General features: G+C 70.8%; 26 protein-coding genes and 3 tRNA genes. 20 read left to right on the top strand and 9 right to left on the bottom strand.

Translation table 11 applies throughout. The annotated features are described in order from the left end of the window. The first annotated feature begins 89 nt into the window (after window positions 1-89). The 3 genes from MT346_RS04975 (at window position 90) to MT346_RS04965 (ending at window position 1,595) form a co-directional block, all read left to right on the top strand. Window positions 90-1,328, top strand: a complete 1,239-nt coding sequence (locus tag MT346_RS04975) for a M23 family metallopeptidase (RefSeq protein ID WP_243561710.1) — start codon at window positions 90-92, stop codon at window positions 1,326-1,328. A gap of 89 nt (window positions 1,329-1,417) precedes the next feature. Then, window positions 1,418-1,489 (top strand) — tRNA-Thr (locus MT346_RS04970). A gap of 32 nt (window positions 1,490-1,521) precedes the next feature. Next, window positions 1,522-1,595, top strand: a tRNA-Met gene (locus MT346_RS04965). 247 nt (window positions 1,596-1,842) lie between these two features. On the opposite strand, the gene MT346_RS04960 is transcribed toward MT346_RS04965, so the two are convergent. Next, window positions 1,843-2,223 carry a hypothetical protein gene (locus MT346_RS04960; RefSeq protein WP_243561709.1) on the bottom strand — a complete coding sequence of 127 codons (381 nt, stop codon included), beginning with the start codon at window positions 2,221-2,223 and terminating at the stop codon, window positions 1,843-1,845. A 106-nt stretch (window positions 2,224-2,329) separates the two neighbouring features. On the opposite strand from MT346_RS04960, the gene MT346_RS04955 reads away from it, so the two are divergent. Genes MT346_RS04955 through MT346_RS04945 form a run of 3 tightly spaced genes read left to right on the top strand, consistent with a single transcriptional unit; the run spans window position 2,330 to window position 4,232 of the window. After that, window positions 2,330-2,779: a MaoC family dehydratase N-terminal domain-containing protein gene (locus tag MT346_RS04955; RefSeq protein WP_243561708.1), complete on the top strand. Its 450-nt coding sequence runs from the start codon at window positions 2,330-2,332 to the stop codon at window positions 2,777-2,779. Continuing rightward, window positions 2,776-3,201 (top strand): MaoC/PaaZ C-terminal domain-containing protein, encoded by a 426-nt coding sequence (locus tag MT346_RS04950; protein WP_243561707.1) that lies wholly within the window; start codon window positions 2,776-2,778, stop codon window positions 3,199-3,201. Before MT346_RS04955 ends, MT346_RS04950 begins: the two co-directional genes overlap by 4 nt. Beyond that, window positions 3,198-4,232 (top strand): UDP-N-acetylmuramate dehydrogenase, encoded by a 1,035-nt coding sequence (locus tag MT346_RS04945; protein WP_279396731.1) that lies wholly within the window; start codon window positions 3,198-3,200, stop codon window positions 4,230-4,232. Before MT346_RS04950 ends, MT346_RS04945 begins: the two co-directional genes overlap by 4 nt. Before the next feature lie 116 nt (window positions 4,233-4,348). Here MT346_RS04945 and MT346_RS04940 read toward each other — a convergent pair whose 3' ends face one another. Next, window positions 4,349-5,581: a pyridoxal phosphate-dependent aminotransferase gene (locus MT346_RS04940; RefSeq protein ID WP_243561705.1), complete on the bottom strand. Its 1,233-nt coding sequence runs from the start codon at window positions 5,579-5,581 to the stop codon at window positions 4,349-4,351. A 138-nt stretch (window positions 5,582-5,719) separates the two neighbouring features. Between MT346_RS04940 and MT346_RS04935 the strand changes: the two genes are divergently transcribed. The 8 genes from MT346_RS04935 to MT346_RS04900 all read left to right on the top strand — a co-directional run bounded on the left by MT346_RS04935 (window position 5,720) and on the right by MT346_RS04900 (window position 10,761). Then, a tRNA-Trp gene (locus MT346_RS04935) sits at window positions 5,720-5,792 on the top strand. A gap of 36 nt (window positions 5,793-5,828) precedes the next feature. Then, a complete protein-coding gene (secE, locus tag MT346_RS04930) occupies window positions 5,829-6,092 on the top strand; it encodes a preprotein translocase subunit SecE (protein ID WP_243561818.1) in 264 nt (87 codons plus the stop codon). Window positions 6,093-6,223: 131 nt separating this feature from the next. Continuing rightward, window positions 6,224-7,345: a transcription termination/antitermination protein NusG gene (gene nusG, locus MT346_RS04925; protein ID WP_243561704.1), complete on the top strand. Its 1,122-nt coding sequence runs from the start codon at window positions 6,224-6,226 to the stop codon at window positions 7,343-7,345. A 143-nt stretch (window positions 7,346-7,488) separates the two neighbouring features. Beyond that, entirely contained in the window at window positions 7,489-7,920 is a 432-nt protein-coding gene (gene rplK / locus MT346_RS04920; RefSeq protein ID WP_243561703.1) for a 50S ribosomal protein L11, read from the top strand. Between the two features lie 103 nt (window positions 7,921-8,023). Then, on the top strand, window positions 8,024-8,713 hold the full coding sequence (gene rplA, locus MT346_RS04915) for a 50S ribosomal protein L1 (RefSeq protein WP_243561702.1): 690 nt from the start codon (window positions 8,024-8,026) through the stop codon (window positions 8,711-8,713). A gap of 178 nt (window positions 8,714-8,891) precedes the next feature. Continuing rightward, on the top strand, window positions 8,892-9,500 hold the full coding sequence (locus tag MT346_RS04910) for a Pr6Pr family membrane protein (RefSeq protein WP_243561701.1): 609 nt from the start codon (window positions 8,892-8,894) through the stop codon (window positions 9,498-9,500). A 59-nt stretch (window positions 9,501-9,559) separates the two neighbouring features. Next, window positions 9,560-10,405: a hypothetical protein gene (locus MT346_RS04905; RefSeq protein WP_243561700.1), complete on the top strand. Its 846-nt coding sequence runs from the start codon at window positions 9,560-9,562 to the stop codon at window positions 10,403-10,405. Continuing rightward, window positions 10,402-10,761, top strand: a complete 360-nt coding sequence (locus tag MT346_RS04900; RefSeq protein WP_243561699.1) for a GntR family transcriptional regulator — start codon at window positions 10,402-10,404, stop codon at window positions 10,759-10,761. The genes MT346_RS04905 and MT346_RS04900 overlap by 4 nt, the downstream gene beginning before the upstream one ends. Before the next feature lie 28 nt (window positions 10,762-10,789). Here the strand turns inward: MT346_RS04900 and MT346_RS04895 are convergent, their stop codons facing one another. Both MT346_RS04895 and MT346_RS04890 read right to left on the bottom strand, forming a co-directional pair. Beyond that, window positions 10,790-11,458 carry a YqaJ viral recombinase family protein gene (locus MT346_RS04895; RefSeq protein ID WP_374202502.1) on the bottom strand — a complete coding sequence of 223 codons (669 nt, stop codon included), beginning with the start codon at window positions 11,456-11,458 and terminating at the stop codon, window positions 10,790-10,792. Between the two features lie 101 nt (window positions 11,459-11,559). Next, window positions 11,560-12,771 carry an ROK family transcriptional regulator gene (locus tag MT346_RS04890; RefSeq protein WP_243561698.1) on the bottom strand — a complete coding sequence of 404 codons (1,212 nt, stop codon included), beginning with the start codon at window positions 12,769-12,771 and terminating at the stop codon, window positions 11,560-11,562. Window positions 12,772-12,913: 142 nt separating this feature from the next. Between MT346_RS04890 and MT346_RS04885 the strand changes: the two genes are divergently transcribed. From MT346_RS04885 to MT346_RS04860, 6 genes are all read left to right on the top strand, one after another. Next, the gene (locus MT346_RS04885; RefSeq protein ID WP_243561697.1) at window positions 12,914-13,660 is read left to right on the top strand and encodes a sugar phosphate isomerase/epimerase; all 747 of its coding nucleotides are present in this window, start codon (window positions 12,914-12,916) and stop codon (window positions 13,658-13,660) included. Next, on the top strand, window positions 13,657-14,817 hold the full coding sequence (locus tag MT346_RS04880) for a Gfo/Idh/MocA family protein (RefSeq protein ID WP_243561696.1): 1,161 nt from the start codon (window positions 13,657-13,659) through the stop codon (window positions 14,815-14,817). Before MT346_RS04885 ends, MT346_RS04880 begins: the two co-directional genes overlap by 4 nt. A gap of 130 nt (window positions 14,818-14,947) precedes the next feature. Then, window positions 14,948-16,249 (top strand): ABC transporter substrate-binding protein, encoded by a 1,302-nt coding sequence (locus MT346_RS04875; RefSeq protein WP_243561695.1) that lies wholly within the window; start codon window positions 14,948-14,950, stop codon window positions 16,247-16,249. A gap of 135 nt (window positions 16,250-16,384) precedes the next feature. After that, complete coding sequence (locus tag MT346_RS04870; RefSeq protein ID WP_243561694.1) at window positions 16,385-17,380, top strand: carbohydrate ABC transporter permease; 996 nt, start codon at window positions 16,385-16,387, stop codon at window positions 17,378-17,380. Continuing rightward, entirely contained in the window at window positions 17,373-18,212 is an 840-nt protein-coding gene (locus tag MT346_RS04865; protein WP_243561693.1) for a carbohydrate ABC transporter permease, read from the top strand. Before MT346_RS04870 ends, MT346_RS04865 begins: the two co-directional genes overlap by 8 nt. 158 nt (window positions 18,213-18,370) lie before the next feature. Beyond that, complete coding sequence (locus MT346_RS04860; protein WP_243561692.1) at window positions 18,371-19,306, top strand: biopolymer transporter Tol; 936 nt, start codon at window positions 18,371-18,373, stop codon at window positions 19,304-19,306. A gap of 186 nt (window positions 19,307-19,492) precedes the next feature. Here MT346_RS04860 and MT346_RS04855 read toward each other — a convergent pair whose 3' ends face one another. From MT346_RS04855 to MT346_RS04835, 5 genes are all read right to left on the bottom strand, one after another. Then, a complete protein-coding gene (locus MT346_RS04855) occupies window positions 19,493-20,170 on the bottom strand; it encodes an ABC transporter ATP-binding protein (protein ID WP_243561816.1) in 678 nt (225 codons plus the stop codon). A gap of 197 nt (window positions 20,171-20,367) precedes the next feature. Further along, complete coding sequence (locus MT346_RS04850; protein WP_243561691.1) at window positions 20,368-21,909, bottom strand: ABC transporter permease; 1,542 nt, start codon at window positions 21,907-21,909, stop codon at window positions 20,368-20,370. Window positions 21,910-22,031: 122 nt separating this feature from the next. Continuing rightward, the gene (locus MT346_RS04845; RefSeq protein ID WP_243561690.1) at window positions 22,032-22,721 is read right to left on the bottom strand and encodes a glycosyltransferase family 2 protein; all 690 of its coding nucleotides are present in this window, start codon (window positions 22,719-22,721) and stop codon (window positions 22,032-22,034) included. Further along, on the bottom strand, window positions 22,718-24,079 hold the full coding sequence (locus MT346_RS04840; RefSeq protein ID WP_243561689.1) for a bifunctional PIG-L family deacetylase/class I SAM-dependent methyltransferase: 1,362 nt from the start codon (window positions 24,077-24,079) through the stop codon (window positions 22,718-22,720). Before MT346_RS04840 ends, MT346_RS04845 begins: the two co-directional genes overlap by 4 nt. Continuing rightward, window positions 24,076-25,119: an acyl-CoA dehydrogenase gene (locus MT346_RS04835; RefSeq protein WP_243561688.1), complete on the bottom strand. Its 1,044-nt coding sequence runs from the start codon at window positions 25,117-25,119 to the stop codon at window positions 24,076-24,078. The genes MT346_RS04840 and MT346_RS04835 overlap by 4 nt, the downstream gene beginning before the upstream one ends. Window positions 25,120-25,196 lie beyond the last annotated feature (77 nt).

Genomic DNA, 25,196 nt, shown 5'->3' with positions numbered 1-25,196 from the left:
CGCGATGACCCCTGGTACCGTCGACAGGTCCCGTTATCTGCTCGTTACCAACGAGCGCATCTGCCTCGATCAGGATCTGCACCGTACGTATGCCCCGAACTCCGCTCTCGCCCGTCGCCACCGACCACCAGGTCTCCGATGCACCGGCCGCTGCCGTCCATCTGACCCGCCGGGCCCGGATCGAAGCGGAACGTGCCACCGACAAGCAGGGTGTCCGTCGCGCCCAGCCCGACACGGCTCCGGTCGCGCAGCCCGTCGCGGCGGTCCGTCCCGGCGCCCAGGTCCCGGCGCAGCCGGTCACGCCGCCCGCGCCCGCGTCGCCCGTGCTGCCGGCGTCGACCGCCCAGCCCGAGACGCCCCCGGCGCCGACCTCACCCGTCGTCGCACCGGCAGCGGTCCGCCGGGCCGCAGCCACGGCCTCCCGTCCGAGCGTGCGCAGCACGGGTCACGGCCCCCGACGGTCGGCGCCGACCGCTGCCCGTCCGGCCGCCTCGACCTCGGCTCGTCCGGCCGCTCCGCTGCCGACCGCCGCGCGCGTCACCCAGCCGGCAGCCGCGCAACGTCGCGTCGACCGCGCGACCCGGCACCTCGGCGCGGGCGCGCGTCCGACCACGACGACCGCGCCGCCGCGGGGGACCGCCTTCCGTCGGAACGCCTCGCGGGTGACCGCAGTCGGTGCGCTGCTCTTCGCCGCCGGCCTGGTCGTGTCGACCTCGCTGCCGGCGCAGGCGCTGTTCACGCCCGAGCCTGCGTCCGTCGCGAAGCAGTCGACCTCGGCTGCCGGCACCCAGTCGCTGGCCGTCGGTGACGCCGCCGAGGGTGAGACGAACCGCGACACGTACACCGTCTCGGATGCCACGCAGTACAAGAACGTCGACGCGTCGACCTTCACGAACGACCCGAGCGGCACCATCCAGTGGCCGTTCCTGACCGGGGTGCCGATCACCTCCGGGTTCGGCGGCCGCCAGGTCGAGGGCTGCTCCTTCTGCTCCACCAACCACCAGGGCGTCGACTTCGCCCCCGGCGCCGGCACCCCGATCCGCGTCATCGCCGCAGGCACCGTCATCAAGGTGCAGCCGGACGACGGCGGCTTCGGCAACGACGTCTGGGTCGAGCACGACGTCGACGGCAAGCAGTTCACCAGCGTCTACGGGCACATGATGGACAACTCCTTCAAGGTCGTGAAGGGGCAGCAGGTACAGGTCGGCGACGAGCTCGGTCTGGTCGGTTCGACCGGCAACTCCACGGGCCCGCACCTGCACCTCGAGGTGCACGTCGACGGTGTTCCGGTGGACCCGCTGGCGTGGCTCAAGGCCAACGCGAACTAGCCCCACGGACGGCACGCCCGGGCGTCTCGGTCGGTTCAAGACCACCGTCGGGGTTCTGCTATCCTCGTGTGGTGCCGCTCGCGGTACTCGCCCCGATAGCTCAGTGGTAGAGCACTTCCATGGTAAGGAAGGGGTCGTCAGTTCAATCCTGACTCGGGGCTCCGACCCGGCGAGAACGCTTCGCCGGATCTGTGGCGGGGTAGCTCAGTTGGTTAGAGCACACGACTCATAATCGTGGGGTCGCGGGTTCAAGTCCCGCCCTCGCTACCGCAAGCCCGGCGTCCGCGCCGGGCTTTCGTCGTTCCCGGGGGAGTGCGTGCGGGCGGCGGCGGCCGCGGTTCGCCGGTGCGGTTCGCACAACCGCGATCACCTCGCGCCGCGCAATCGCGTGGTCCCGCGTGCGTTGCGTTGTGCGGACGCAGTTCGCACCCCGTGGCGGCGGTCGCGCCCCGTTCCGCGGGGGCGCGACGGCTGTGCGGGGGTGCGAAGCACAGGCGCGCGGCCGCGGCCGGCCCTACCGGTCGGTGCGCGCGACGAGCAGGCCCGCCGAGCGGAGCGTCCCCTCGACCAAGCCCGTCACCCGCCGCCAGTGCTCGTGCCGTCGGGCGGCGCCGATCGTCCCGCCGATCACCGCAGGCCCGTGGTCGGCGTGCCGCAGCGTCAGGGTCGAGCGCCCACCGGCGGTCGACACGACCAGCTCGTAGCGGCGGTACTCCCGCGTGGGGTGCACGAGCGCACCGAGCAGCACCGTCAGGACACGACTGCCGGACTCGGCGACGATCGTCCCCGGCGCGGCCTCGACACGGTGCCCGGCAGTCCGGAGTGCTGCTCCGGCGAGCTCCATGGCGGTCCGCCGGTCACCGGTGTGCACCGCGTACTCGATCGTGGTCTCCATCGCACCCTCCCAGAGTGAAGACGTCGCGTCGGCACCCCCTCCGGCACCGCGCCCCGCGAGCCTACTCGATCCATCCTCAGGACCTGCCGTCGGTAGACTGCCCGTCGTGTCTGTGAACCCCGAGCTCGTCGGCAGGACGTTCCCGCCGGCCCCGCCGTACCTGGTCGGTCGTGAGAAGGTGCGCGAGTTCGCCCGCGCCACGTTCGCGACCAACCCCGTCCACCACGAGCCCGAGGCCGCCCGTGCCGCCGGGTACGACGACGTCGTGGCCCCGGCCACCTTCGCCGTCGTCGTGCAAGAGGCCACGCTCGCACAGCTGCTCTCGGCACCCGACGCCGGCATCGACTTCTCGCGCGTGGTGCACGGTGAGCAGAAGTTCGCGTACGAGCGGCCGATCGTGGCGGGCGACGAGCTCACTGCCACCCTGACCGTGACGAGCGTGAAGACCCTGGGCGGCAACGCGATGGTCACCGCCGAGAGCACCATGAGCGACGCCACGGGGGAGCACGTCGTCACCGCGACCTCCACCCTCGTGGTCCGAGGAGACGACGCATGAGCACCGCAGCCCCCACCGCGGCCGAGGTCGGCACGGTCGTCGCCGAGCGCGAGGTCCACATCACCCGCGACGCGCTCGTCCGCTACGCCGGTGCCTCGGGTGACTTCAACCCGATCCACTACCGCGACGACGTCGCCGCTTCGGTCGGCCTGCCCGGCGTCCTGGCGCACGGCATGCTCACGATGGGCCTCGCCGTGCAGCCCGTGTCCGAGTGGCTCGGCGACCACGGGTGGATCGCCTCGTACGGCGTGCGCTTCACCCGCCCCGTCGTCGTCGATCCCGAGCAGGGTGCGACCGTCGGCGTCGTGGCCAAGGTCGGCACCGTCGACGAGCAGGGCCGTCCCCACCGCATCGACCTCACCGTGACGGCCGCTGGACAGACCGTGCTCGGCAAGGCGCAGGTCACGGTGGTGTTCCGCTGACCGTGGCACCGAGCACCCTCGCCGACCTGACGACCCTGCGCGTCGGGGGACCAGCCGGGCGTCTCCTCGTCGCCGACACGACCGACCAGCTCGTCGCGCACGCGCTCGACGCCTGGTCGGACGACGACTGGCTGGTCGTCGGCGGTGGCAGCAACCTGCTGGTCGCCGACGCCGGCTTCGACGGCACGGTCGTGCTGGTGCGCACACGCGGCATCGAGCATGACGCCACCGCGGACGGCGTGACCGTCCGCGTCGCCGCCGGCGAACCCTGGGACGCGTTCGTCGCGTCGACCGTCGACCACGGTTGGACCGGACTGGAGGCCCTGAGCGGCATCCCGGGCACCGTCGGCGCGTCCCCCGTGCAGAACATCGGGGCGTACGGGGTCGAGCTCTCCGACGTGCTGACCCGGGTCGAGTTCCTCGATGCGGCCACGGGGGAGCGCGCGTGGCTGGATGCGGCCGAGCTGGCGCTCGGCTACCGCACCTCGACGCTCAAGCAAGGGCGTCGGGGGGTCGTGCTGACCGTCGAGTTCGCGCTCGGCACTGACGTCCAGGACGGCGTGCCCGTGCGGTACGCGCAGCTGGCCGGGTCGCTCGGGGTGTCGCTGGGCGAGCGGGTCGACCCCGCCCAGGTCCGGTCGACCGTGCTGTCGCTGCGGGCGTCGAAGGGCATGGTGCTCGACGCCGACGACCAGGACACCTGGAGTGCCGGCTCGTTCTTCACGAACCCGATCGTGTCGGCCGGGTTCGCCGAGTCGTTGCCGGCCGACGCGCCGCGCTGGCCCGCCGGGCAGGACGTCAAGCTCAGCGCCGCGTGGCTCATCGAGCACGCCGGCGTCCACCGTGGGTACGCGCTCGCCGGGTCCCGCGCCGGGATCTCGTCCAAGCACACGCTGGCCCTGACGAACCGCGGCGGCGCGACCGCGGCGCAGGTCGCCGAGCTGGCGCGCTACGTGCAGGTGAGCGTACTGAACCGCTTCGGGGTGTCGCTCGTGCCGGAACCCGTCGTGGTCGGCGACCTGCTCGCCTGAGCCGCACCGGGCCTCCCGGCCGGCAGTTCCGCCGGAGCTGCGGAGTCGCACCCCCGGAACGACATCGCGCCCCGTGCGAACGGGGCGCGATGTGCGTGTGGGGGTGCGGAGTCGGCCTAGCTGAAGAACTTCGCCAGACGGGCGACGCCCTCGGCGATGTCGTCGTCGCCCAGCGCGTACGACAGGCGCAGGTACCCCGAGGGTCCGAAGGCCTCGCCGGGGACCACCGCGACCTCGGCGTGCTCGAGGATCAGGTCCGCGAGCTCGAGCGTCGTGGTGGGCGTCGAGCCCGCCCATTCGCGTCCGAGCAGCGCGGTGACGTCGGGGTAGACGTAGAAGGCGCCCTGCGGCGTCGGCGTGACGAAGCCCGGGATCGCGTTGAGCCCGTCGACGATGGCCCGGCGACGCCGGTCGAAGGCCTCGCGCATGGCCGTCACCGGTTCCTGCGGACCCGTGAGTGCGGCGATCGCGGCACGCTGCGACACGTTCGACACGTTGCTGGACAGGTGCGACTGCAGGTTCGACGCGGCCTTGACGGCGTCGGCCGGGCCGATGAACCACCCGACGCGCCAGCCGGTCATCGCGTAGGTCTTGGCGACGCCGTTCACCAGGATGGTGGTGTCGGCCAGGTCCGGCACGGCTTCGAGGATCCCGGTGAAGGTGATGCCGTCGTAGACCAGGTCCTGGTATATCTCGTCGCTGATCACCCAGATGCCGTGCTCGAGCGCCCACTCGCCGATGGCGCGGGTCTGCTCGGCGGAGTACACGGCGCCCGTCGGGTTGGACGGCGAACAGAACAGCAGCGCCTTGGTCTTGGGGGTGCGCGCGGCCTCGAGCTGCTCGACGGTGACCAGGTACCCCTGGTCGCTGCCGGCGAAGACCTCGACCGGCTCGCCGCCGGCCAGTCGGATGGCCTCGGGGTAGGTGGTCCAGTACGGCGCGGGCAGCAACACCTGGTCGCCGTCGTCGACGATCGTCTGGAAGGCCTGGTAGACGGCCTGCTTGCCACCGTTCGTGATGATCACGCGGGCGGGGTCGACCGTGATGCCGGACTCGCGTGCGGTCTTGTCCGCGACGGCCTGCTTGAGCTCGGGCAGACCCGTCGCCGGCGTGTACCGGTGGTTCTTCGGGTCCTGGGCGGCGGCCACGGCGGCCTCGACGACGTGGGCGGGCGTGGCGAAGTCGGGTTCACCCGCGGCGAAGGAGATCACCGGGCGTCCGGCGGCCTTGAGGGCCTTGGCCTTCGCATCGACCTTGAGCGTCGCGGACTCGGCGATCGCGGCGATGCGCGACGCGATCCGGGGTCGCTGGGCGGTGGTGGACTCGGGGCCTTCGGCTGCGGTGCTCACCCGTCCAGCCTATCGGCGCGGCACGCCGGAGCACCCCTCAAGTGGACACCGTGTGACGCACTCCCGTACACTCGTCTGCGGTGGTCGCGCCCCGTTGATGACGGACGTGCTCCACCCGGAAGGCAGTTCGTCTTCTGAAGGGCGGTGGCTCAATTGGTAGAGCAGCGGTCTCCAAAACCGCAGGTTGCAGGTTCGAGTCCTGTCCGCCCTGCAACGCTGGAAGGGTGAAGAGTTGGCGAGCAACGACATGGAGACGACGGCGGACGACGTCGTCGCCAAGGCGAAGCAGGACCGGGCCACGCGCCAGGGTCCGTTCGCGGCCATCGCCCTCTTCATCCGCCAGGTCCTCGGCGAACTGCGCAAGGTGGTCACGCCGACCCGCAAGGAACTCTTCAGCTACACCGGCGTCGTGCTGGTGTTCGTCGTCGTGATGATGGTGCTGGTCTCGATCCTCGACTTCGTGTTCGGCCTCGGCGTCGGCTACGTCTTCGGCAACGGCCCCACTGCCTGATCGGGGTCGCACCCGTCGCGGCCGTCCGCACTGGTCGACCACGACGCAGCCCGACCGCGACCTGACCGGCGCGAACACCGACCAGGGCGCACGCCGACCCGATCCGCACCACCGAACGGAAAGAACCGACAGTGTCTGACAACTCCCGCGACGACATCGACCTCGCGACCGCTGCAGAGCAGTCCTCCGAGGTGGAAGAGAACCAGGAAGGCGACGTCGAGACGGGCGAGCTCCGTTCGGCCGAGTCCGCCGAAGAGCGTGCGATGGAGGTCGAGGACGAGGACGACGAATCGCTCGGCCTGTCCGCCGAGCCGGACGACGGTGACGTCGACGGCATCGACGAGACCCTGACGGCCCTCGCCGAGTCCCGCGACGCCGAGGCCGACGCCGTCGTCGACGACGCGCTCGAGATCGACTCCGCCGACGAGGCCGAGGCCGCCGTCGAAGCCGTCGAGGACGAGGAAGAGTCCGAGCTCGAGGACGAGTCGCCCGAGCAGGCCAGCGCCACGATCGCCGCGGAGGAGTCCGCCGACGCACTCGGTGCCATCGCCCCGGAGTCCGAGGTCGACCTGGCCCCCGACACCGAGGTCACCATCGAGGCCGACCCCGACGCACTCGAGGACGACGAGCCGGCCGAGGTCGACCCGTACGAGGCCTTCAAGGCCGAACTGCGGATGAAGCCGGGCAAGTGGTACGTCATCCACTCGTACGCGGGCTTCGAGCGTCGCGTGAAGTCGAACATCGAGAACCGCATGGTGTCGATGTCGATGGAGGACTACATCTACCAGGTCGAGGTCCCGATGGAGGACGTCGTCGAGATCAAGAACGGGCAGCGCAAGCTGGTCACCCGCGTGCGGATCCCCGGCTACGTGCTGGTCCGCCTCGACCTCAACGAAGACTCGTGGTCCGTCGTCCGGCACACCCCGGGTGTCACCGGCTTCGTCGGCAACGCGCACAACCCCACGCCGCTCCGCTTCGACGAGGCCTTCGGCATGCTGAAGTCCCTGGTGCAGGTCGCCGAGACCGCGCCGAGCAAGGGCGGCAAGGGCTCCGGCCTCACGCAGGCCCAGCCGGCCGCCGAGGTCGACTTCGAGGTCGGCGAGACGATCACGATCAAGGAAGGCTCGTTCGCGGGTCTGCCCGGATCGATCGCCGAGATCAAGCCGGAGAGCGGCAAGCTCACGGTGCTGGTCTCGCTGTTCGAGCGCGAGACCCCGGTCGAGCTCAGCTTCGACCAGGTCACCAAGCTCTAGCCCCACCCCACATCGGGTACACTCATCGAGTTTGGGCCAGCGCACCCCCGGGTGTCGCAGGCTCGTCACCGCGAGTCGGAACCGCCGGCTCAGCGGGAGAGTGCACGGAATCCCGTGCGTTCGATCCCAGGAGGAAACACACCATGGCACCGAAGAAGAAGGTCACGGGCCTGATCAAGCTGCAGATCAACGCGGGAGCCGCCAACCCGGCCCCCCCGATCGGTCCGGCGCTCGGTCAGCACGGCGTGAACATCATGGAGTTCTGCAAGGCGTACAACGCCGCGACCGAGTCGCAGCGCGGCAACGTCGTCCCGGTGGAGATCACCGTCTACGAGGACCGTTCGTTCACGTTCATCCTCAAGACCCCGCCGGCTGCCGAGCTCATCAAGAAGGCCGCGGGTGTGCAGAAGGGGTCCTCGACCCCGCACACGGTCAAGGTCGCGAAGATCTCGATGGAGCAGGTCCGTCAGATCGCCGAGACCAAGCAGGCCGACCTGAACGCCAACGACATCGACCAGGCCGCGAAGATCATCGCCGGCACTGCTCGTTCGATGGGCATCACGGTCGAGGCGTAGTGCTGTCCAAGCACTAGGGCTCACCCCTCAGGTCCACACCCCAAACCCTTCCGTGGGAGAGCCTCGCCGGCTCGCCAACCACGTATCTCGCAAGGAGACCACCATGGCGAAGAAGTCCAAGGCCTACCAGGCCGCGGCCGCGAAGATCGAGGCCGACAAGTTCTACACCCCGACCGAGGCCGTCGCCCTGGCCAAGGAGACCGGCTCTGCGAAGACCGACTCCACGGTCGAGGTCGCGCTGAAGCTCGGCGTCGACCCCCGCAAGGCGGACCAGATGGTCCGTGGCACCGTCATCCTGCCGCACGGCACCGGTAAGACCTCCCGCGTCATCGTCTTCGCGACGGGTGCTGCGGCCGAGGCCGCCATCGCCGCCGGCGCCGACGAGGTCGGTGGCGACGAGCTCATCGCCAAGGTCGCTGAGGGCTACACGTCCTTCGACTCCGCCGTCTCGACCCCCGAGCTCATGGGCAAGGTCGGTCGTCTGGGCAAGGTGCTGGGCCCGCGTGGCCTCATGCCGAACCCGAAGACCGGCACCGTGACCCCGAACGTGGCGCAGGCCGTCAACGACATCAAGGGCGGCAAGATCGAGTTCCGCGTCGACAAGCACGCCAACGTGCACTTCGTCGTCGGCAAGGCCTCGTTCACGCCGGAGCAGCTCGACGAGAACATCTCGACCGCGCTCGAGGAGATCAACCGCCTCAAGCCCAGCGCCTCGAAGGGCCGTTACGTCATGAAGGGCGCCGTCTCGACGACCTTCGGTCCGGGCATCCCGCTGGACGTCAACAGCATCTGACGACGACCTGCGGAACAGGGTCCACAGGCCCATCCCGCTGGACGTCAACAGCATCTGAGTCGCTGATCACGGTCACCGACACCACGAACGGCCCCGCATCGCATCAGATGCGGGGCCGTTCTGCGTCTGTGCCCACGACGGCGTGCCCGTCCGGGATCGGGCCGGATAGGTTTGCGGTGTGCGCACCCTCGTCAACGCCCTGCGACTGATCGCCGTCATCGCTGTCGTCGCCGCGATCGTCGCCCAGTGGCTCGTCAGCTCGAAACTCGAGTCGTACCTGTTCTGGAACTTCTTCGGGTACTTCACCATCCAGTCGAACGTGTTCATCGCCGTCGCGTTCGCTCTGACGCTGATCGGCGCGGCGCGGCGCAAGCGCGGCTCAACGGGTCTGAGCGTGTTCCGCGGTGCCGCGACCGTGTACATCGCCACGACGGGGATCGTCTACAACACGCTGCTCGTCAACGCCGACGTGTCTGCGTCGGTGCCGTGGTCGAACGACGTCCTGCACAGGGTGCTGCCCGTGTACGCGGTGCTCGACTGGTTGCTGTTCTCCGACCGGGCCCGGTTGCTGCTGCAGCACGTGTGGTGGTTCCTGCTCTACCCGGCGGTCTGGCTGATCGTCATCCTGATCCGTGGCGCCACAGACGGGTGGGTGCCGTACCCGTTCCTCGACCCGGCGCTGGGCTACGGCGTCGTGGCGCTCTACTGCCTGGGCGTCGCCGTGTTCATCGCGCTGATGGGGATCCTGGTGGTCGGCATGAGCCGGCTGCGCCTCGTCAAGGTCTGACGCGCGGCGCGCCGGATGCGGCATTGTGTCGCAATGTCTGTAGCAATACAATCCTCACCATGCCGTCACCGTTCGTCTCTGCCTCGACCGCCTGGCTCGCCGCGGGGGAGATCGGCGTCGCACTGCTGCTCGTCGTGCTCGCGGTGGTGGTGGGCCGTTCGGTCCGGGCGACGGATCCCACGCATCGGGTGCTCCGCGCCTGGTACCGGCGGCGTCTCGTCGCACTCGCGATCGGCATCGCCGTCGGCACCGGTGTCTCGGTCGTGTACGTGTGGGGGACCGGAGCTGATCGTGGTCGCGCTGTCCCGGACCTGTTGCTCGTCGGCGCGGTCGTCGGTGCGGCGGGTTTCGGCGCGCTGGCGGGACTGGGGCTCCGGTCCCACCATGTGGGTGACCAGCGTGTCGCCTCGGCGGTCGCCCTGCCCGCGCGGGACCTCACCCCGCGGCGGATGCGGCGCGCGGCGCTGATCGCGGTGCTCGCGGCGGTGGGACTGTCCGGTTGGACGGTGCTGGCGATGGTGACGTCGCCGCGGTTCTCCGGGCTGCAGCCGGTGCCGTCGCCCGCGCTGTTGTTGACGATGGTGGCCGTCCTGGTGCTCGTGTCGTCCCTCGTGACCGCCAAGGTGGTCGCAGGCACCCCGCAGCGCGCCGCTGACGAGGCCGAGTTGCAGACCAGGGACCTGGTGCGTCGACTCGTGGCGCAGGACGCCTCGGCTGCAGCCATCGCGACCGGTGTCGCAGCGGCCTTGCTCACCGTCCCCGAGCTGATCAGTGCACTCGACGTGCCGTTCATCGGACCCGGTGCGTTCGCCGCCGTGACCTGGACGGTGACCTCGCTGGCCGCGGCCGTGCTCGTCGTGGTGGCTTTCCCACGTGTCCGGGCGGTCCGGAGCGCGCCGCAGTGATCCGGGTCGACGTCGGGTCCGGCGTGCCGCCCTACGAACAGATCCGCCAGCAGTACCGGACGATGATCACCGACGGTTCCCTCCTGGTGGGTACGCGCCTGCCGACCGTCCGGCGACTCGCCGCGGACCTCGGCCTGGCGGTGAACACGGTCGCCCGGGCCTACCGCGAGCTGGAGTCGGACGGCCTGGTGCGGTCGCGGGGTCGAGCCGGCACCGTGGTCGCGCAGTCGCTCGACGAGGTCCGCAACCAGGCCGAGGCCGCCGCGCGACGGTTCGCCGACGACATGCGCCGTCTCGGGGTGTCATCGGCGCGGGCAGAGGCCCTCGTGCGGACCGTGCTGCGCGAGCCGCTCTGACGCCGCGCCACACGCGCGGCCCGGCGCGTCAGCGCGCGGAGCGCAGGCGGTCGAGCACCGTGTCGGCCAGGGCGACGAGCCCGCGGATCTGGTCGTCGTCGCGGTCGATCCACGTGCACTCGGGTTCGTCGGCGATCGGCACGAAGTCGTCGTGCTTCTCCCACACGAACAACGTGCGGTCGGCGCCGAGCACGTACTGCTGCCACCAGACCTGCCGGAGGTAGTGCCGCGGCACGCGCTTCCAGCCGTGCGAGGTCGTCTTGATCTCGGCGAGCAGCAGGCGCCCGTCGCGGTCGTGCCCGACGCCGTCGGGTGTGGCGAGGTGAGCACGGTTGGCGGCGGCGTGGAACAGGTGGGCCGAGGGCTGGATGCCGTGCGTGGCGGCGACCCAGGCGGCCAGGACGGGTTCGCGGTCCTTGCCGTGCTCGGTGTAGACGTTGCCGGAGAACCGGGAGCCGTACCGCTTGTCGAGCACGACGGCGTCGACGGCGCGCAGCGACGCCAGCCGGGCGACGTCGGTCGCGGTGATGCCGGCGGCGCGGGCGCGGAGCCAGGCGACGCGGTCGGAGGAGTGCGCGACGATCCGTTCGGTGTGGCCGCGCAGGGCGGTGAAGGCGTCGTGGACGGCGCGCGCCGACGTGGCGGACCCGGGTGGGGCCTCCAGGTCGTCCCACAGGGTGGGCTGCACGATCGTCACCGGACGATTCTCCCCCCGACCACCGTCGATCACCGAACCGGCGCACCGACCGGGCCGGGCGGACTGCGCACTGCGTCCGGCGCCCCCGACCGGGACGACGGTCAGGACACGAGCTGGCGGCCCTCGGCGAACGCGACGAGCTCGTCGACGCCGGCGGGGGAGAGCGCGTACCCGATGGCCAGCGACGCTGCGCCCTGGAGGGCCGCCACACCCCCGGCACGCGACGGCGCGATGACCAGGTGCTCGGTCGCGAGCGGCATGGAGCGCGCGTAGACGACCTCGCGGACACCGGCGAGCAGGTGCTCGCCGGCCTGGGTGACGGAACCGCCGAGCACGATGACCGAGGGGTTGATGAGCGAGATGCACGTCGCCAGGACCTCGCCGATGTCGCGGCCGGCCTGACGGACCGCGTAGATGGCGTCGAGGTCGGAACGGTTGACCATCGCGATGACGTCGGCGCTCGTGTGGGTGTCGTGGCCCTTCGCCCGGAGCGCGCGGGCGATGGCGGGCCCGGAGGCGACGGCCTCGAGACACCCCGTGTTGCCGCAGCGGCACGGGACGTCGCCCGCGCGCGACACCCGCACGTGCCCGATGTCACCAGCGGTGCCCTGCGCGCCGCGTTGCAGCCGGCCCTCGGACACGATGCCCGAGCCGATGCCGGTCGCGACCTTGACGAACAGCAGGTGGTCGACGTCGGGCCAGCCGTGTTCGCGTTCCCCGAGGGCGGCGATGTTGACGTCGTTGTCGAGCAGGACGTGCGCCTGGATGTGCTGCCGGAGCCACGACGGCACGTCGAAGCCGTCCCAGCCGGGCATGATCGGGGGGTTCGCGGGGCGCCCGGTCGAGAACTCGACCGGGCCGGGCACGCCGATGCCGATCGCGACGACGTCGTCGCGGGTCCGGCCGACCTCGTCGAGCAGCTCGTCGATCGCCTGTACCAGCCACGTCAGCGTGGGGACGGGGCCGGCGGCGATGTCGATCTGCGCCTCGCGCGTGGCGAGCGGGGCGGCGACCAGGTCGGTGACCGCGACCCGACCGTGCGAGGCGCCGAGGTCGGCGGCGATGACCAGGCGTGCGGTGGGCACGAGGGCGACCTGCGCCGGAGGACGACCGCCCGTCGACGCGGCGGTCTCGACGGCACCGACGAGTCCGACGTCGAGCAGGGCGTCCAGGCGCACGCCGATGGTGGAGCGTGCGGAACCCGTCAGTGCAGCGAGTTCGGCCCGGGTCCGCGGGACACCGTCGCGCAGGATCTGGAACAACTCGCTCGCCCCGACCGGCGGCGACGCTGCCGTCCGAGTCAAGTCGACCATGCAGGGAGTGAAACACACATCGAACGAGCCACGCAATGAAGTGCGTCGAAGTATTGCGGACTTCTGCTTGACCGCCGACAGAAGTGCTCGTAGTGTGACGATCGGTCAGAGACGACCGCACCACTCGATGAGGAGAACACTGGTGACCCAACCGCTTTCGGTCCAGCTCTACACGGTCCGCGACGCGCTCAGTGCCGATCTGCCCGGCACCCTGCAGCGCATCGCCGGCATCGGCTTCACGGACGTCGAGCTCTTCGGCTACGTGGACCGCGCCGACGAGTACGCGACGGCCCTCAAGGACGCCGGGCTGGTCGCACCGAGTGGCCACGCCCGTCTGCTGGACGCCGGCGAGCAGGGCCTCGAGCGCATCTTCCACGCCACCGCGACGGTCGGCACCGGAACGCTCATCGACCCGCACATCGACGAGGCCCGCTGGACCACCCGCGAGGACGTCGAGGCCATCGCCCGCGAACTCAGTGCACTCGCACCCCGCGCAGCCGACCACGGCCTGACGCTCGGGTACCACAACCACGCGTTCGAGTTCTCGAACCGCATCGACGGCGTCAGCGCCTACGAGGTCTTCGCCGACGCGCTGTCCGACGACGTCGTGCTCGAACTCGACACCTACTGGGTCAAGGTCGGCGGTGACGACCCGGTGGCCGTCATCGGCAAGTACGGCGACAAGGTCCGGTTCCTGCACGTCAAGGACGGTGACGGCTCGCACGACGACAAGCAGCAGGTCGCCGTGGGCAACGGCATCATGCCGATCCGCGAGATCCTCGCCGCTGCGCCCGACGCGCAGCACGTGGTCGAACTCGACGACCACGACGGCGACGTGTTCCAGGCCGTCACCGACTCGTACTCGTTCCTGCAGGGGGTCCGCGCATGACCGACACCACCACGACCGCTCCGGCCGACACGACCGCTGCCGCCACGACCCGCCGCACGGGCCCCGTCGGCGTCGGGGTCATCGGTGCCGGCGTCATCTCGGACCAGTACCTCGGCAACCTCACCGTCTTCCCCGACGTGCAGGTCCGCTTCATCGCCGACATCGACGAGCCCCGCGCCGCCGCCCAGGCCGCCAAGTGGGGCGTGCCCGCCTCGGGTTCGGTCGAGCAGCTGCTGGCCGACGACGACATCGAGATCGTCGTCAACCTGACGATCCCCGCCGCGCACGTCGAGGTCGCACTGCAGGCGGTCGCCGCCGGCAAGCACGTGTGGGGCGAGAAGCCGTACGCGCTGGACCGTGCGAGCGCCACGCAGCTGCGTGACGCCGCTGCTGCCGCCGGCGTCACCGTCTCCGTCGCTCCGGACACCTTCCTGGGCGCCGGACTGCAGACCGCCCTGCGCACCATCCGCGACGGCCGGATCGGCACGCCGCTCAACGGTCTGACGCTCTTCCAGAGCCCCGGGCCGGAGTCGTGGCACCCGAGCCCCGAGTTCCTGTTCGCCGTGGGTGCCGGCCCGCTGTTCGACATCGGCCCGTACTACATCACCACACTCGTGCAGGCCTTCGGCCCCGTGTCGAAGGTCACCGCGACGGCGTCGAAGTCCCGTGCCACGCGCACGATCGGCTCCGGCCCGAAGGCGGGCACCGAGTTCCCGGTCGAGGTCCCGACGAACCACTCCGCCCTGATCGAGTTCGAGAACGGCGGGAGCGCGCAGAGCGTGTTCTCGTTCGAGTCCGACCGCGGACGCACCGGCTTCGTCGAGATCGCCGGCGAGACGGGCACCGTGGTGTTCCCCGACCCGAACAACTTCGACGGCGACACCGAGCTCTACGCACACGGCGCCGACGAGCCCGAGACGATCCCCGCCGTCGGGTCCACCTACTCGCGTGGCACCGGCGTGGTCGACCTGGCCCGCTCCCTGCGCGCGGGCGAGACGAACCGGGTCCCCGGTGCGCTCGCCTTCCACGTCCTCGACGTGATGGTCTCCATCGCCGAGGCAGCCGAACGTGGCGAGGCGGTGCTCGTGACGAGCACCGTGTCGCCCTCCCAGACCCTCGACGAGGGGTGGGACCCCGCGGAGAAGACCCTGGTCTGACCCGCACCGTGGGGCGGACTCCGGTCTGACCCGCACCGTGGGGCGGACTCCGGTCCGACCCGCAGCACCACACAGCAGCACCCGAACGCACCATCCCTGCACCATCTCAACGACGAGAAAGTAGAGAGTCATGCGCACTGCCATCCGCGCACTGGCCATCACCGCGGCCGCGGCACTCACCGTGACCGGCCTCGCAGCCTGCTCAGCCGGAGGATCCGGCTCGTCCGGCGACTCCAAGACGCTCACCTACTGGGCGTCCAACCAGGGCACCTCCCTGCAGAACGACAAGGAGGTCCTGACCCCCGAGCTCAAGAAGTTCACCAAGGAGACCGGGATCAAGGTCAACCTCCAGGTCATCGGCTGGAACGACCTGCAGACCAAGATCCAGACCGCCGTCACCTCGGGCCAGGGTCCGGACGTGGTCAACATCGGCAACACCTGGGCCACCTCGCTCCAGGCGACGAACGCCTTCCAGGAGTTCGGCAGCTCCGAGATGAAGGCCATCGGCGGCGCCGACAAGTTCGGCAAGGTCGCGCTGTCCACCGGCGGTGCGCCCGGCAAGACCGTCACGAGCGTCCCGCTCTACGGCCTGGCGTACGGCCTGTACTACAACAAGCAGATGTTCAAGGACGCCGGCATCGAAGCCCCCACCACGTGGGAGGACCTGACCGCCGACGCCAAGAAGCTCACCACGGGCGGCAAGTACGGCTTCACCATCGCGGGTGGTTCGTACACCGAGAACGCGCACTTCGCGTTCATCAACTCGGCGCAGAACGGCGGCGAGTGGTTCGACAAGAGCGGCAAGCCGACCTTCACCTCGTCCGCGAACGTCGACGGCATCAAGCGCTACATCGACCTGATGCAGAGCGACAAGGTCGTCAACACCTCGAACGCCCAGTACGACAACGGCACGCAGGCGGTCTCGGACTTCGCGAACAAGAAGGCCGCGATGATGCTGACGCAGAACAACGCGAACGCGACGATCACGTCGAACGGCATGTCCGCCGACGAGTTCGGCGTGGTCCCCTTCCCCGCCCCCAAGGGCGGCAAGGACATCGCCTCGTTCCCGGCCGGCATCAACCTGTCGATCTTCAAGAACACGAAGAACAAGGACGGCGCGCTGAAGTTCGTCAAGTACATGACGAGCGCGGACACGCAGTCGACGCTCGACAAGCCGTACTCGGCACTGCCGGTGCTCGCCTCCGCTGCTGACTCGGTCACCGACGAGCAGACGAAGACGTTCCTCGACATCTACAACAACAAGGCGAAGCCGCTCCCGCTCGTGCCGGCCGAGGACCAGTTCGAGTCCACGGTGGGCAAGGCGATGAACGACATGTTCGCCAAGATCGCCACCGGCGGCACGGTCTCGGACAGCGACATCAAGTCGGCGCTCCAGACGGCCCAGGACCAGGTGTCCCAGGCGAACGGCTGATCCAGCACTCAGCCAGGAGGCCCGGGGCGCGTCCGCAGGGAACGCCCCGGGTCTCCTCCCCCCACCGCCGCGACCGCTGCCACGGTCGGCGGAGCACCCGAACACGAACACCCCTGACGCCGAAAGGCCCTGCCCATGTCCACGACGGTCCTGCCGGAATCCGAGGCGCCCGACCTGCTGCACACGAAGGCACCGACACTGTCGGGGCCTCCGCCCAAGGGGAAGCGCCGCATCACGTGGCTGCCGTACGCCCTCGTCGGTCCCGCCATCCTCTTCGAGCTCCTGATCCACATCGTCCCGATGCTCACCGGCATCTGGATCAGCTTCATCCAGCTCACCAAGTACTTCATCGCGAACTGGGGCGCTGCGCCGTTCGCCGGGCTGCACAACTACTCCGTGGCCGTGGACTTCAACCAGGCCATCGGCAAGGGCCTGCTCAACTCGTTCCTGATCACCTGCGCGTTCACCGTGCTGGTGGTCGGCCTGTCGTGGGGCTTCGGCATGATGGCCGCGGTCGCGCTGCAGAAGCCCTTCAAGGGTCGCGGCCTGTTCCGCACGCTGTTCCTGGTGCCCTACGCGCTGCCGATGTACGCCGGTGTCATCACGTGGAAGTTCATGTTCCAGCGTGACTCCGGTGCGATCAACCACATCCTGGTCGACCAGCTGCACCTGTTCAGCGGCAGCGGTCCCTTCTGGCTGATCGGCAACAACGCCTTCGTGGCCGTCGTCGTCGTGGCGATCTGGAAGACCTGGCCGTTCGCGTTCCTCATGCTCATGGCGGGCCTGCAGTCCGTGCCGGCCGACGTGTACGAGGCCGCCTCGGTCGACGGTGCGAAGCCGTTCCGGCAGTGGCGCTCGATCACCCTGCCGATGGTGCGCCCGGTCAACGTGACGCTCGTGCTCGTGATGTTCCTCTGGACCTTCAACGACTTCAACACGCCCTACGTGCTGTTCGGCTCGACGGCGCAGCCCCCGGCGGCCGACCTGCTCAGCTTCCACATCTACAACGCGTCGTTCATCACCTGGAACTTCGGCTCCGGCGCCGCGATGAGCGTGCTGCTCCTGCTGTTCCTGCTCGTCGTCACCGGCATCTACCTCGCCGTGACCAACCGGAGGTCCGTCCGTGCGTGAAACAGTGGGCGCCAAGTCCTTCAAGATCATCGTCCTGGCACTGTTGACCGTGTTCACGGTCGTGCCGCTCTACGTGATGATCACCACGGCCATCAAGCCGCTCGGTGACGTGCAGAACGACTTCACGTGGATCCCGACCAACATCACGTTCCAGCCGTTCATCGACATGTGGTCGACGGTGCCGCTGGGGCAGTACTTCATCAACTCGCTCGTGGTCTGCACGGTCGCGACCGTGTTCTCGCTCATCATCGCGACGTTCGCCGCCTACGCGGTGTCGCGGTGGGACTTCAAGGGCAAGAGCGCCTTCACGACCACGGTCCTGTCGACGCAGATGTTCCCCGGCGTGCTGTTCCTGCTCCCGCTGTTCCTGATCTTCACGAACCTCGGGAACTCGCTCGGCATCCAGCTCGTCGGCAGCTGGACCGGCCTGATCATCACGTACCTGACGTTCACGCTGCCGTTCTCGATCTGGATGCTGGCGGGGTACTTCGAGACGATCCCGCGCGAGCTCGACGAGGCCGCGATGGTCGACGGCTCGGGCCCGATGGGTGCACTGTTCCGGATCATCCTGCCGTCGGCCCGCCCGGGTCTGGTGGCCGTCGGGATCTACTCGTTCATGACCGCCTGGGGTGAGGTCCTGTTCGCTTCGGTCATGACGAACGGCAACGGGCAGACCCTGGCGGTCGGCCTGCAGCAGTACTCGACGCAGACGAACGTGTACTGGAACCAGATCATGGCGGCGTCGTTGGTCGTGTCGATCCCGGTCGTCATCGCGTTCCTGATCGTGCAGCGCCAGTTCGTCGCCGGCCTGACCGCCGGTGCCGTGAAGTAGCCGCACGCGCACAACGCACCACCCGCACCGCCGAGTCTCGGCTCGGCGGACAGAATGTGGCTCCCAGACGCCGCAGGATGTCCGCCGGGCCGAGACTCGTCTGCGTCGGGAGCCTGCCCACGCCAGCCACGGCACCACGCACACGACAGGATGAGACCATGACCGACACTCCCCGCGGCCGGCAGCTGCTGCCCGGCCAGACCAGCCGCGTGCACGTGTACGACGTCGCCGCACGGACCAGTCGGCTCGTGTTCGCGTCGGACACCGTGCTGGTCGAGGCGCCGAACGTGCTCGACGCCGACACGCTCGTGCTCAACGGCAACGGCGACCTGTGGCTGCTGCACCTGCCCGAGCCCGGCACCGTGCTCGACGAAACCGCCCTGGTGCCGGTCCCGATGGACGGCGTCGACGAGATCAACAACGACCACGTGCTCGAGCCGTCCGGGGACGCCGTCGTGGTGAGTGCCCGCAACGGCGAGCTGTACCGCGTGCCGCTGCCCGCGGGCGGCGCGACCGAGCAGCTCACCGATGCCGCCGCCGAGCTGCCCGTCAAGCGCAAGTTCTACCTGCACGGCATCGCGCCCGACGGGTCCTCGCTGGCGTCGATCGTGGGGGAGCTGTCCGAGGACGGTGTCTGGACGACCGACGTCGCGCTCGTCGACCCCGCCACGGGAGCGCCGACGTTCGTCACCCGCGACGCGTTCCCGGCCGACGGCTGCTCGTTCGCCGGCGACACGCTCGTGTTCAACTCCGAGGTGTTCACCCCCGGCACGGCGCAGCTCGTCGCCCTCGCGCCCGGTGCGACCGACCCCGTGCGGATCACGGCGGACGACCGGGTGAACTGGTTCCCGCACGTGTCACCGGACGGCGCCCACCTGCTGTACCTGTCGTACGAGCCCGGCGTGCAGGGGCACCCGGCCGACCACCGCGTGGAGCTCCGGCTGCTGCCCGGGGTGCTGGTGCGCGGCGCGCGGATGGCGGTCGTGCCCGAGACCCTCGTGTCGCTCGAGGGCGGGCAGGGCACCGTCAACGTCCCGCCGTGGGCCCCCGACTCGACCTGGTTCGCGTACTGCGACTACCCGACGACCCGCTGACACTCCGGGAGTCCGGCACACCGCACCCCGGCACCGACATCGCACCCCGTTGGAGCGGGGCGCGATGTCGGTGCGGGGGTGCGGTCCGTGGGCGGGGCACGCGATGGCCAAGGGGGGCGGTCCGGCGGACGCGACGTGCGCGGCGGGCGCGCACCGAGCCTCCAGGCCCGCGCAGGTCTGCTGACGCTACTGCACCTCGCGCACCTGCCCCTGCTTGATGTGCAGCCGCCGCTCGGCGCGGCGCGCCACCCACGAGTCGTGCGTGACGATGACGACCGTCAGCCCACGGTCCTTCCACTGCCGCTCGATGAGCCCCATGATCTCGTCGCGCGTGCCCTCGTCGAGCGCACCCGTCGGCTCGTCGGCCAGCAGCACGCTCGGGTTCTTCACCAGCGCGCGGGCGATCGCGACGCGCTGCTGCTGCCCGCCCGACAGCTCGGCCGGCAGGTGGTCGAGGCGCTCGCCGAGGCCGACCTCCTGCAGTGCATCGGTCGCCCGCTGCCGGATCTCGGCGCGGCTGCGGTTCGCCAGCGACCCGGCGAACGCGGTCTCGACGTTCTCCAGCGCGGTGAGCGTCGGGATGAGGTTGAAGCTCTGGAACACGAAGCCGATCTCGGTCGCGCGCAGGTCGGTCAGGGCGCGGTCGCCGAGCTTCGCCACGTCGCGGTCGCCGAGCGCGACGGATCCGGCAGTCGGCCGGTCCAGCGCACCGAGCATCTGCAGGAGCGTCGACTTGCCCCCACCCGTCGGACCCTGCACCGCGACCATCTGCCCCTGCGGGATCGTCAGGTCGACGTTCGTCAGCGCAGTGACCGTCCGGTTCTTCTGCTGGTAGGTCTTGCTCACGTTGGTCAGGTGGTACATCGGCCGGGAGGCCCGGCTGGCGTCCGCCGCGGACGGTGCGGTCTCGGTGCTGGTCACGGTGGGTCCTCCGGTCTGTCGGTTCTTCTCGGGTGTGGCCGGATCGGTCCGGTCAGTGGTTGTGGGGTGCGGTGCGGTCGGGTTCGTCCCGGTGGTGGGGTGCGGTGCGGTCGGGTTCGTCCCGGTGGTGGGGCCCGGCATCACGCAACGCTCCGCAGTGCCTCGGCCGGACGGAGACGCGACGCACGCCACCCGCCGAGCGCGCCGGCGATCAGGCCCCCGAGGACGGCGAGTCCGATCGCGAGCAGGATCACCTCGACGGTCACGGGCGCGTGCAGGACGACGTCGGTGGTGGATGCGCTCGCCCCGCCACCCCCGAACCCGCCCGCGGGCGCACCGCCCGCGGCACCGCTGCCGGCTGCCCCTGTGGCTGCACTGCCGGGCATCCCGCCGCCGGCACCCGGCCGGGCATCGGTCGAGGTCGAGGCGCTCGCCGAGATCGTCGGTGCGATGACGTTGACGACCAGGATGCCGAGCAAGCCTGCCGCGGCGCCGATGACCCCACCGATCAGGCCCTGGACGAGGGACTCGCCGGCGACCTGGCGGGTGATCCGGCCGTTCGACCAGCCGATCGCCTTGAGGGTGCCGAACTCGCGGGTGCGACGGGTGACGCCCGAGATCGTGAACAGGATCGCGATGAGGAACGCGGCGGCCAGGACGACGATCGACAGCCAGGTCCCGAGGTTCGAGACCAGGGTCGACGCGGTCGACAGCGAACCGGAGACGCTCGAGGCCAGGTCGGACTCGGTGGACACGGTCGCGCTGGTCAGCTTCGCCTGCAGTGCGGTCTTGATCGCCTGGACGTCGGAGGACGAGTCGGCGGAGACGTAGATCGAGGTGACCTTGCCGTCCAGGTCGGCGAGCGTCTGGGCGGTGTCGAGCGGGATGTAGGTGTTCGACCCGGTCGTGCTGGCGGACCCCGTCGAGGCGACGATGCCGATCACGGTGAAGTCCTTGCCACCGATCGACAGCGTGTCTCCCACGGCCTTCGACTCGCTCTTGGCGTAGGCGGCGTCGAGGACGACGACGTCCTTGCCGGTGTCGGCCTTGGTGAAGGTGCGGCCCTTCGTGATCTCGGTGCTGGTCAGCGGACCGACGGCGTCGCCCGTGACGGGGATGCCGGTCACGGTGAACGAGTCGACGCTGAACGACCCGCCGCCGAAGCCGCCGCCGCTCTCGCCCGTGCCACCGCTCGGCGGTCCCTGCTGCGTGCCCGTGCTGGTGCCCCCGCTGGTGCCGGAGCTGCCGTCCGTGCCGCTGCCCTGTTGGACCGACCCGGAGAACGTGCTGTTCTCGAGCGTCAGGACACCCGTGGCGGCCTTGACCCCGTCGGTGCCGGCGACCGTCGCCACGTTCGCGGTCGTCAGTGTGCTCGCACCCCGCGAGACGGCGAGCCGCGACTGCGACAGGTCCGTGCTGCCGCCGGAGGTCGAACCCTGGTCGCCGAAGTCGAAGCTCGGGCGTCCACCGTTCGTCGACGACGGGGTCTCGGTCTTCGACACGGTGATGTCGGTGCCGACGCCGTACACGGACTGCAGCACGCTCGACTGCGCTGCCTTCACGCCGCCCGCGATCGAGGAGACGATGACCACGAGCGCGATGGCGAGTGCCATGCCGATCGCGATGATGACGGTCTGCTTCCGGCGGTTCGTGAGTTCGCGCCGGAGGTAGGTCAGGAACATGGTTCTCCTCGGTGGGGCCGGCTCGCTGGTCACCGGTCGCGCATCGGGAGCGCGGCGGGGCCGACCTGAGGAGAAGCTAGGGACGCCGGCGATGACCGGGCCAAGGCGTTCCCATGAGTCGTCTAAGGGGCGTAGGTCCGCCGGAGGTGCTCGGCGTAGCCGCCCGGGGTCCGTCCGTCGAACCGGCCGCTCGTCACCACGGGCAGCTCGGTCGTCGCCCGCACCTGCAGACCCAGCGCGCGAGCCCGTTCGACCAGCCGGACGTCCTCGTGCTCGCGCACCGGGTCGAAGCCGCCGACCGCCACGTACGCGTCCGCGCGGATGCCGAGGTTCGCCCCGTGCACGTGTCCGAGTGCGGCGCCCGGTGGGTGCGCGAGTCGCCACCGGTCGAGGACGTCGGCCGTCAGGTCGTCGGGGTCCGGCACCACCGCACCGACCAGCAGGTGCAGGCCGTCGGACAGGGCGTCGGCCTGCTGCACGAGCCAGCCCGGGTCGACGCGGGAGTCGGCATCGGTGTGGGCGAGCCAGACCGCATGCAGCCCACCCGGTGCGGACGCCAGCGCCTGCGCCGTGCCGAGTGACCGCGCTCGCCCGACGCCCACGTGCGGCGTTTCGAGGACCCGCACCCGGTGCCGGGCAACGAGGCCGGCGGTGTCGTCCGAGCAGCCGTCGAGGACGACGGTGACACCGACCTCGACGCCGGGCCGCTCGCCGTGCAGCCGCCCCACGGCGACCTCGAGCGCTGCCAGACACGCGCCGATCCGGTCCTGCTCGTCGTGCGCCGGGACGACGACGTCGATGCGGGCCGTCACCGGACGAGTCCCTGGGCCCGCGCGACCGAGGACACCGCTGGACCGGGCAGGACGCTCAGCACGAAGTCGTCCTCGACGTGGCGGACCAGGGCTGCGCGGGGCCAACGCGCGGTGAGCCGGGCATCCACGGCGTCGCCACTCGACACCGCCTGGTCGTCGGGGTGCCGCCAGTGACAGGCGACGAGCACGCCGTCGTCGTCCAGGGACGCCAGGACGTGGTCGATCGTGGCGTCGAGGTCCGCTGGCGACAGGTAGTAGCCGACCTCGGACAGCACGACCAGGTCGAAGTGTCCCGCGGGCCACTCGTCGGGCAGCGCCGCCTGCACGAACCGTGCCCGTGGTGCCCGGATCCGAGCCCGGGCGAGGGGAGCGGCGGCGATGTCCGTGCCGAGCACCGCGTCCGCACGCTCGGTGAGCGCTGCCGTCAGCACGCCGGTGGCGCAGCCGATCTCGACTGCGGACCGGTAGCGCTCGCGGGGGATCGCGGCGAGGGTGAGGGCACGCTTCCGCCGCTCGTACCAGGACCCGTCGAAGTCCCACCCCTCGGGCTTCCGCGCGTAGTGCTCGTCGAACGACGCACGGGACCGCGAGCCCGACCCCGAGCCCATCGCACCGAAGTACCACTCGGTGTCGCGCAGGTGGTGCGCAGCGTGCCGCTCGTCGACGACGGGTTCGTCACCCGGCGCCGGAGACAGCGGCAGGACCTGGGAACGATGGGTCCCCAGGGCCGCGCGCTTGCGGGAACGGATCGCCGCCGTGAGCGGCAGCGCGCGGGCGGTGTGCCACGGCGCGGCCGGCGCTCGGACGTCGTCCCAGTGCCAGGCCCAGACCGGGTACGACAGCAGCGCGACGTCGTCGCGGTCCGCGGCGACCGCGGTGGCGACCTCGCCGGCGACGCGGTGGTCGCGGTGACCGTCGCCCGACCACGGCGCCACGAGCAGCGTGCGCCCGGCGGTGGCGTCGAGCCGGGCGAGCAGGGCCGCGCGCAGGACGTCCGGCCGTTCACGGAGCCCGACGTCGGGGATGCCGAGCGGCTCCGCCGTGACGGACGGGTGCAGCGTCGCCACGGCCTCCCGGAACTCGGCGGCCCGGGTCGCGGCGAGCTCGGACGGCGTGGTGGTGGGCGAGTCCGGGTGCGACCCCTCGCCGAGCGTCGCGAGGACGACGTGCACGGGCAGCCCGGCGTCGGCCGCCACGGCGATGAGTCCACCGGCGCCGAGGGTCTCGTCGTCCGGGTGCGGCGCGACGACCAGCACGGCGGCGATGTCGGTCAGGTCGACCAGCACGGGGTGGAGGGTGTCGAGGAAGGCCGTCCAGTCCTCGGGCGCGGTACCCGGTTCGCGGTGGTCGAACGTCACCACGCGACACCGCCGCGCTCGAGGACCATCCGGCCGATGCGCGCCAGGTCCCGGTCGCCGTGGTCCTGCAGGACGTACAGCTCCAGGTCGGCGACCCGGGCCGCCACCGCGGGGTCGGACGTCAGCGGACCCGGGCCCACGGCGCCGACGGTCCTGGTGCGCACGGCGTCCACGGCACGGCGGACCCGCGAGCGGACGGTCTGCGCGAGCAGCGCCCAGTCGACGTCCGGGGCGGCTGGAGCGTCCGTCGGCCGGACGTCGATCCGGGCTGCGGCATCGGCGAGGGCGTCCTCGGCGTCGGCCAGGTCCGCCACCACCCCACCGAGCGCGACGTGCAGCAGCTCCGCGTCCGGGCGGGCCCCGGCGTGCGCACGCAGGACCCGTGCGAGGCCCACCGCACCGCCCCACCAGCACGCCGCCACCGCGATGCCGCCCCACGCGAAGCCCGGACGGGTCAGGTACCAGCCGGGTCCACCGACGGCGCTCGCCGACACCCCGTCGAAGTCGACGGGGCCGCTCGGCACGTCGGGCATCCCGCGCGCGACCCAGGCCTCGTCGTGCGGGGTCACACCGTCCTGGCGAAGGTCGACGGCGAACAGCTGCCGAGCGTCCCCGACGTGCGCGGTCACCAGTGCGTGCGACAGCGACGACGCGAGCGAGCACCACGGCTTGGTGCCCTCGAGCAGCACGGAGCCGTCGGCGGCGGGCATCGCCGTCAACCGGACGCCGGACGCCTCGGCAGCGAAGACGCCCCAGGTCGACCCGGCCGGCGCGGCGACCCTGGCCTGCGCGAGGATCCCGAGCGCGTCGAGGTGCGGTTCGACGGTGCGGGCCAGCGCGACGTCGACCGCGGCGACCGCGGCGAGCGTGACGAACACCCGGCCGGCCGTGCCTGCGGTCAGTGGTGGGGTGGTGGCCGCGACCGCGCGCGCCAGGGCGAGCCGGTCTGCCGGGGCCGAGCCGGTCCTCCCGGCCGCTGCGGTGAGCGCGTCGACGTCGACGGCGGTGGCACCGGCGGGCCAGGCTGCGGAACGGATCATGCGGCCGACGCTACGGAGACGCTCCTCCGCGCACTGCCGGATCATCCACAGAGCGTGGAGGGGTGCTCCACAGACCA

This window comes from Curtobacterium sp. VKM Ac-2922, from assembly GCF_022815645.1.
Classification (GTDB): domain Bacteria; phylum Actinomycetota; class Actinomycetes; order Actinomycetales; family Microbacteriaceae; genus Curtobacterium.
The sequence above is the reverse complement of the archived record's forward strand: the minus strand, read 5'-3'. Positions and strand labels throughout refer to the sequence as shown.

Coding starts and splice junctions, on each gene's coding strand:
- MT346_RS04975 (WP_243561710.1), top strand. CDS start 90: ATGCCCCGAACTCCGCTCTCGCCCGTCGCCACCGACCACCAGGTCTCC.
- MT346_RS04960 (WP_243561709.1), bottom strand. CDS start 2,223: ATGGAGACCACGATCGAGTACGCGGTGCACACCGGTGACCGGCGGACC.
- MT346_RS04950 (WP_243561707.1), top strand. CDS start 2,776: ATGAGCACCGCAGCCCCCACCGCGGCCGAGGTCGGCACGGTCGTCGCC.
- secE (WP_243561818.1), top strand. CDS start 5,829: ATGGAGACGACGGCGGACGACGTCGTCGCCAAGGCGAAGCAGGACCGG.
- rplK (WP_243561703.1), top strand. CDS start 7,489: ATGGCACCGAAGAAGAAGGTCACGGGCCTGATCAAGCTGCAGATCAAC.
- rplA (WP_243561702.1), top strand. CDS start 8,024: ATGGCGAAGAAGTCCAAGGCCTACCAGGCCGCGGCCGCGAAGATCGAG.
- MT346_RS04905 (WP_243561700.1), top strand. CDS start 9,560: ATGCCGTCACCGTTCGTCTCTGCCTCGACCGCCTGGCTCGCCGCGGGG.
- MT346_RS04890 (WP_243561698.1), bottom strand. CDS start 12,771: ATGGTCGACTTGACTCGGACGGCAGCGTCGCCGCCGGTCGGGGCGAGC.
- MT346_RS04880 (WP_243561696.1), top strand. CDS start 13,657: ATGACCGACACCACCACGACCGCTCCGGCCGACACGACCGCTGCCGCC.
- MT346_RS04875 (WP_243561695.1), top strand. CDS start 14,948: ATGCGCACTGCCATCCGCGCACTGGCCATCACCGCGGCCGCGGCACTC.
- MT346_RS04870 (WP_243561694.1), top strand. CDS start 16,385: ATGTCCACGACGGTCCTGCCGGAATCCGAGGCGCCCGACCTGCTGCAC.
- MT346_RS04860 (WP_243561692.1), top strand. CDS start 18,371: ATGACCGACACTCCCCGCGGCCGGCAGCTGCTGCCCGGCCAGACCAGC.
- MT346_RS04855 (WP_243561816.1), bottom strand. CDS start 20,170: ATGTACCACCTGACCAACGTGAGCAAGACCTACCAGCAGAAGAACCGG.
- MT346_RS04850 (WP_243561691.1), bottom strand. CDS start 21,909: ATGTTCCTGACCTACCTCCGGCGCGAACTCACGAACCGCCGGAAGCAG.
- MT346_RS04835 (WP_243561688.1), bottom strand. CDS start 25,119: ATGATCCGTTCCGCAGCCTGGCCCGCCGGTGCCACCGCCGTCGACGTC.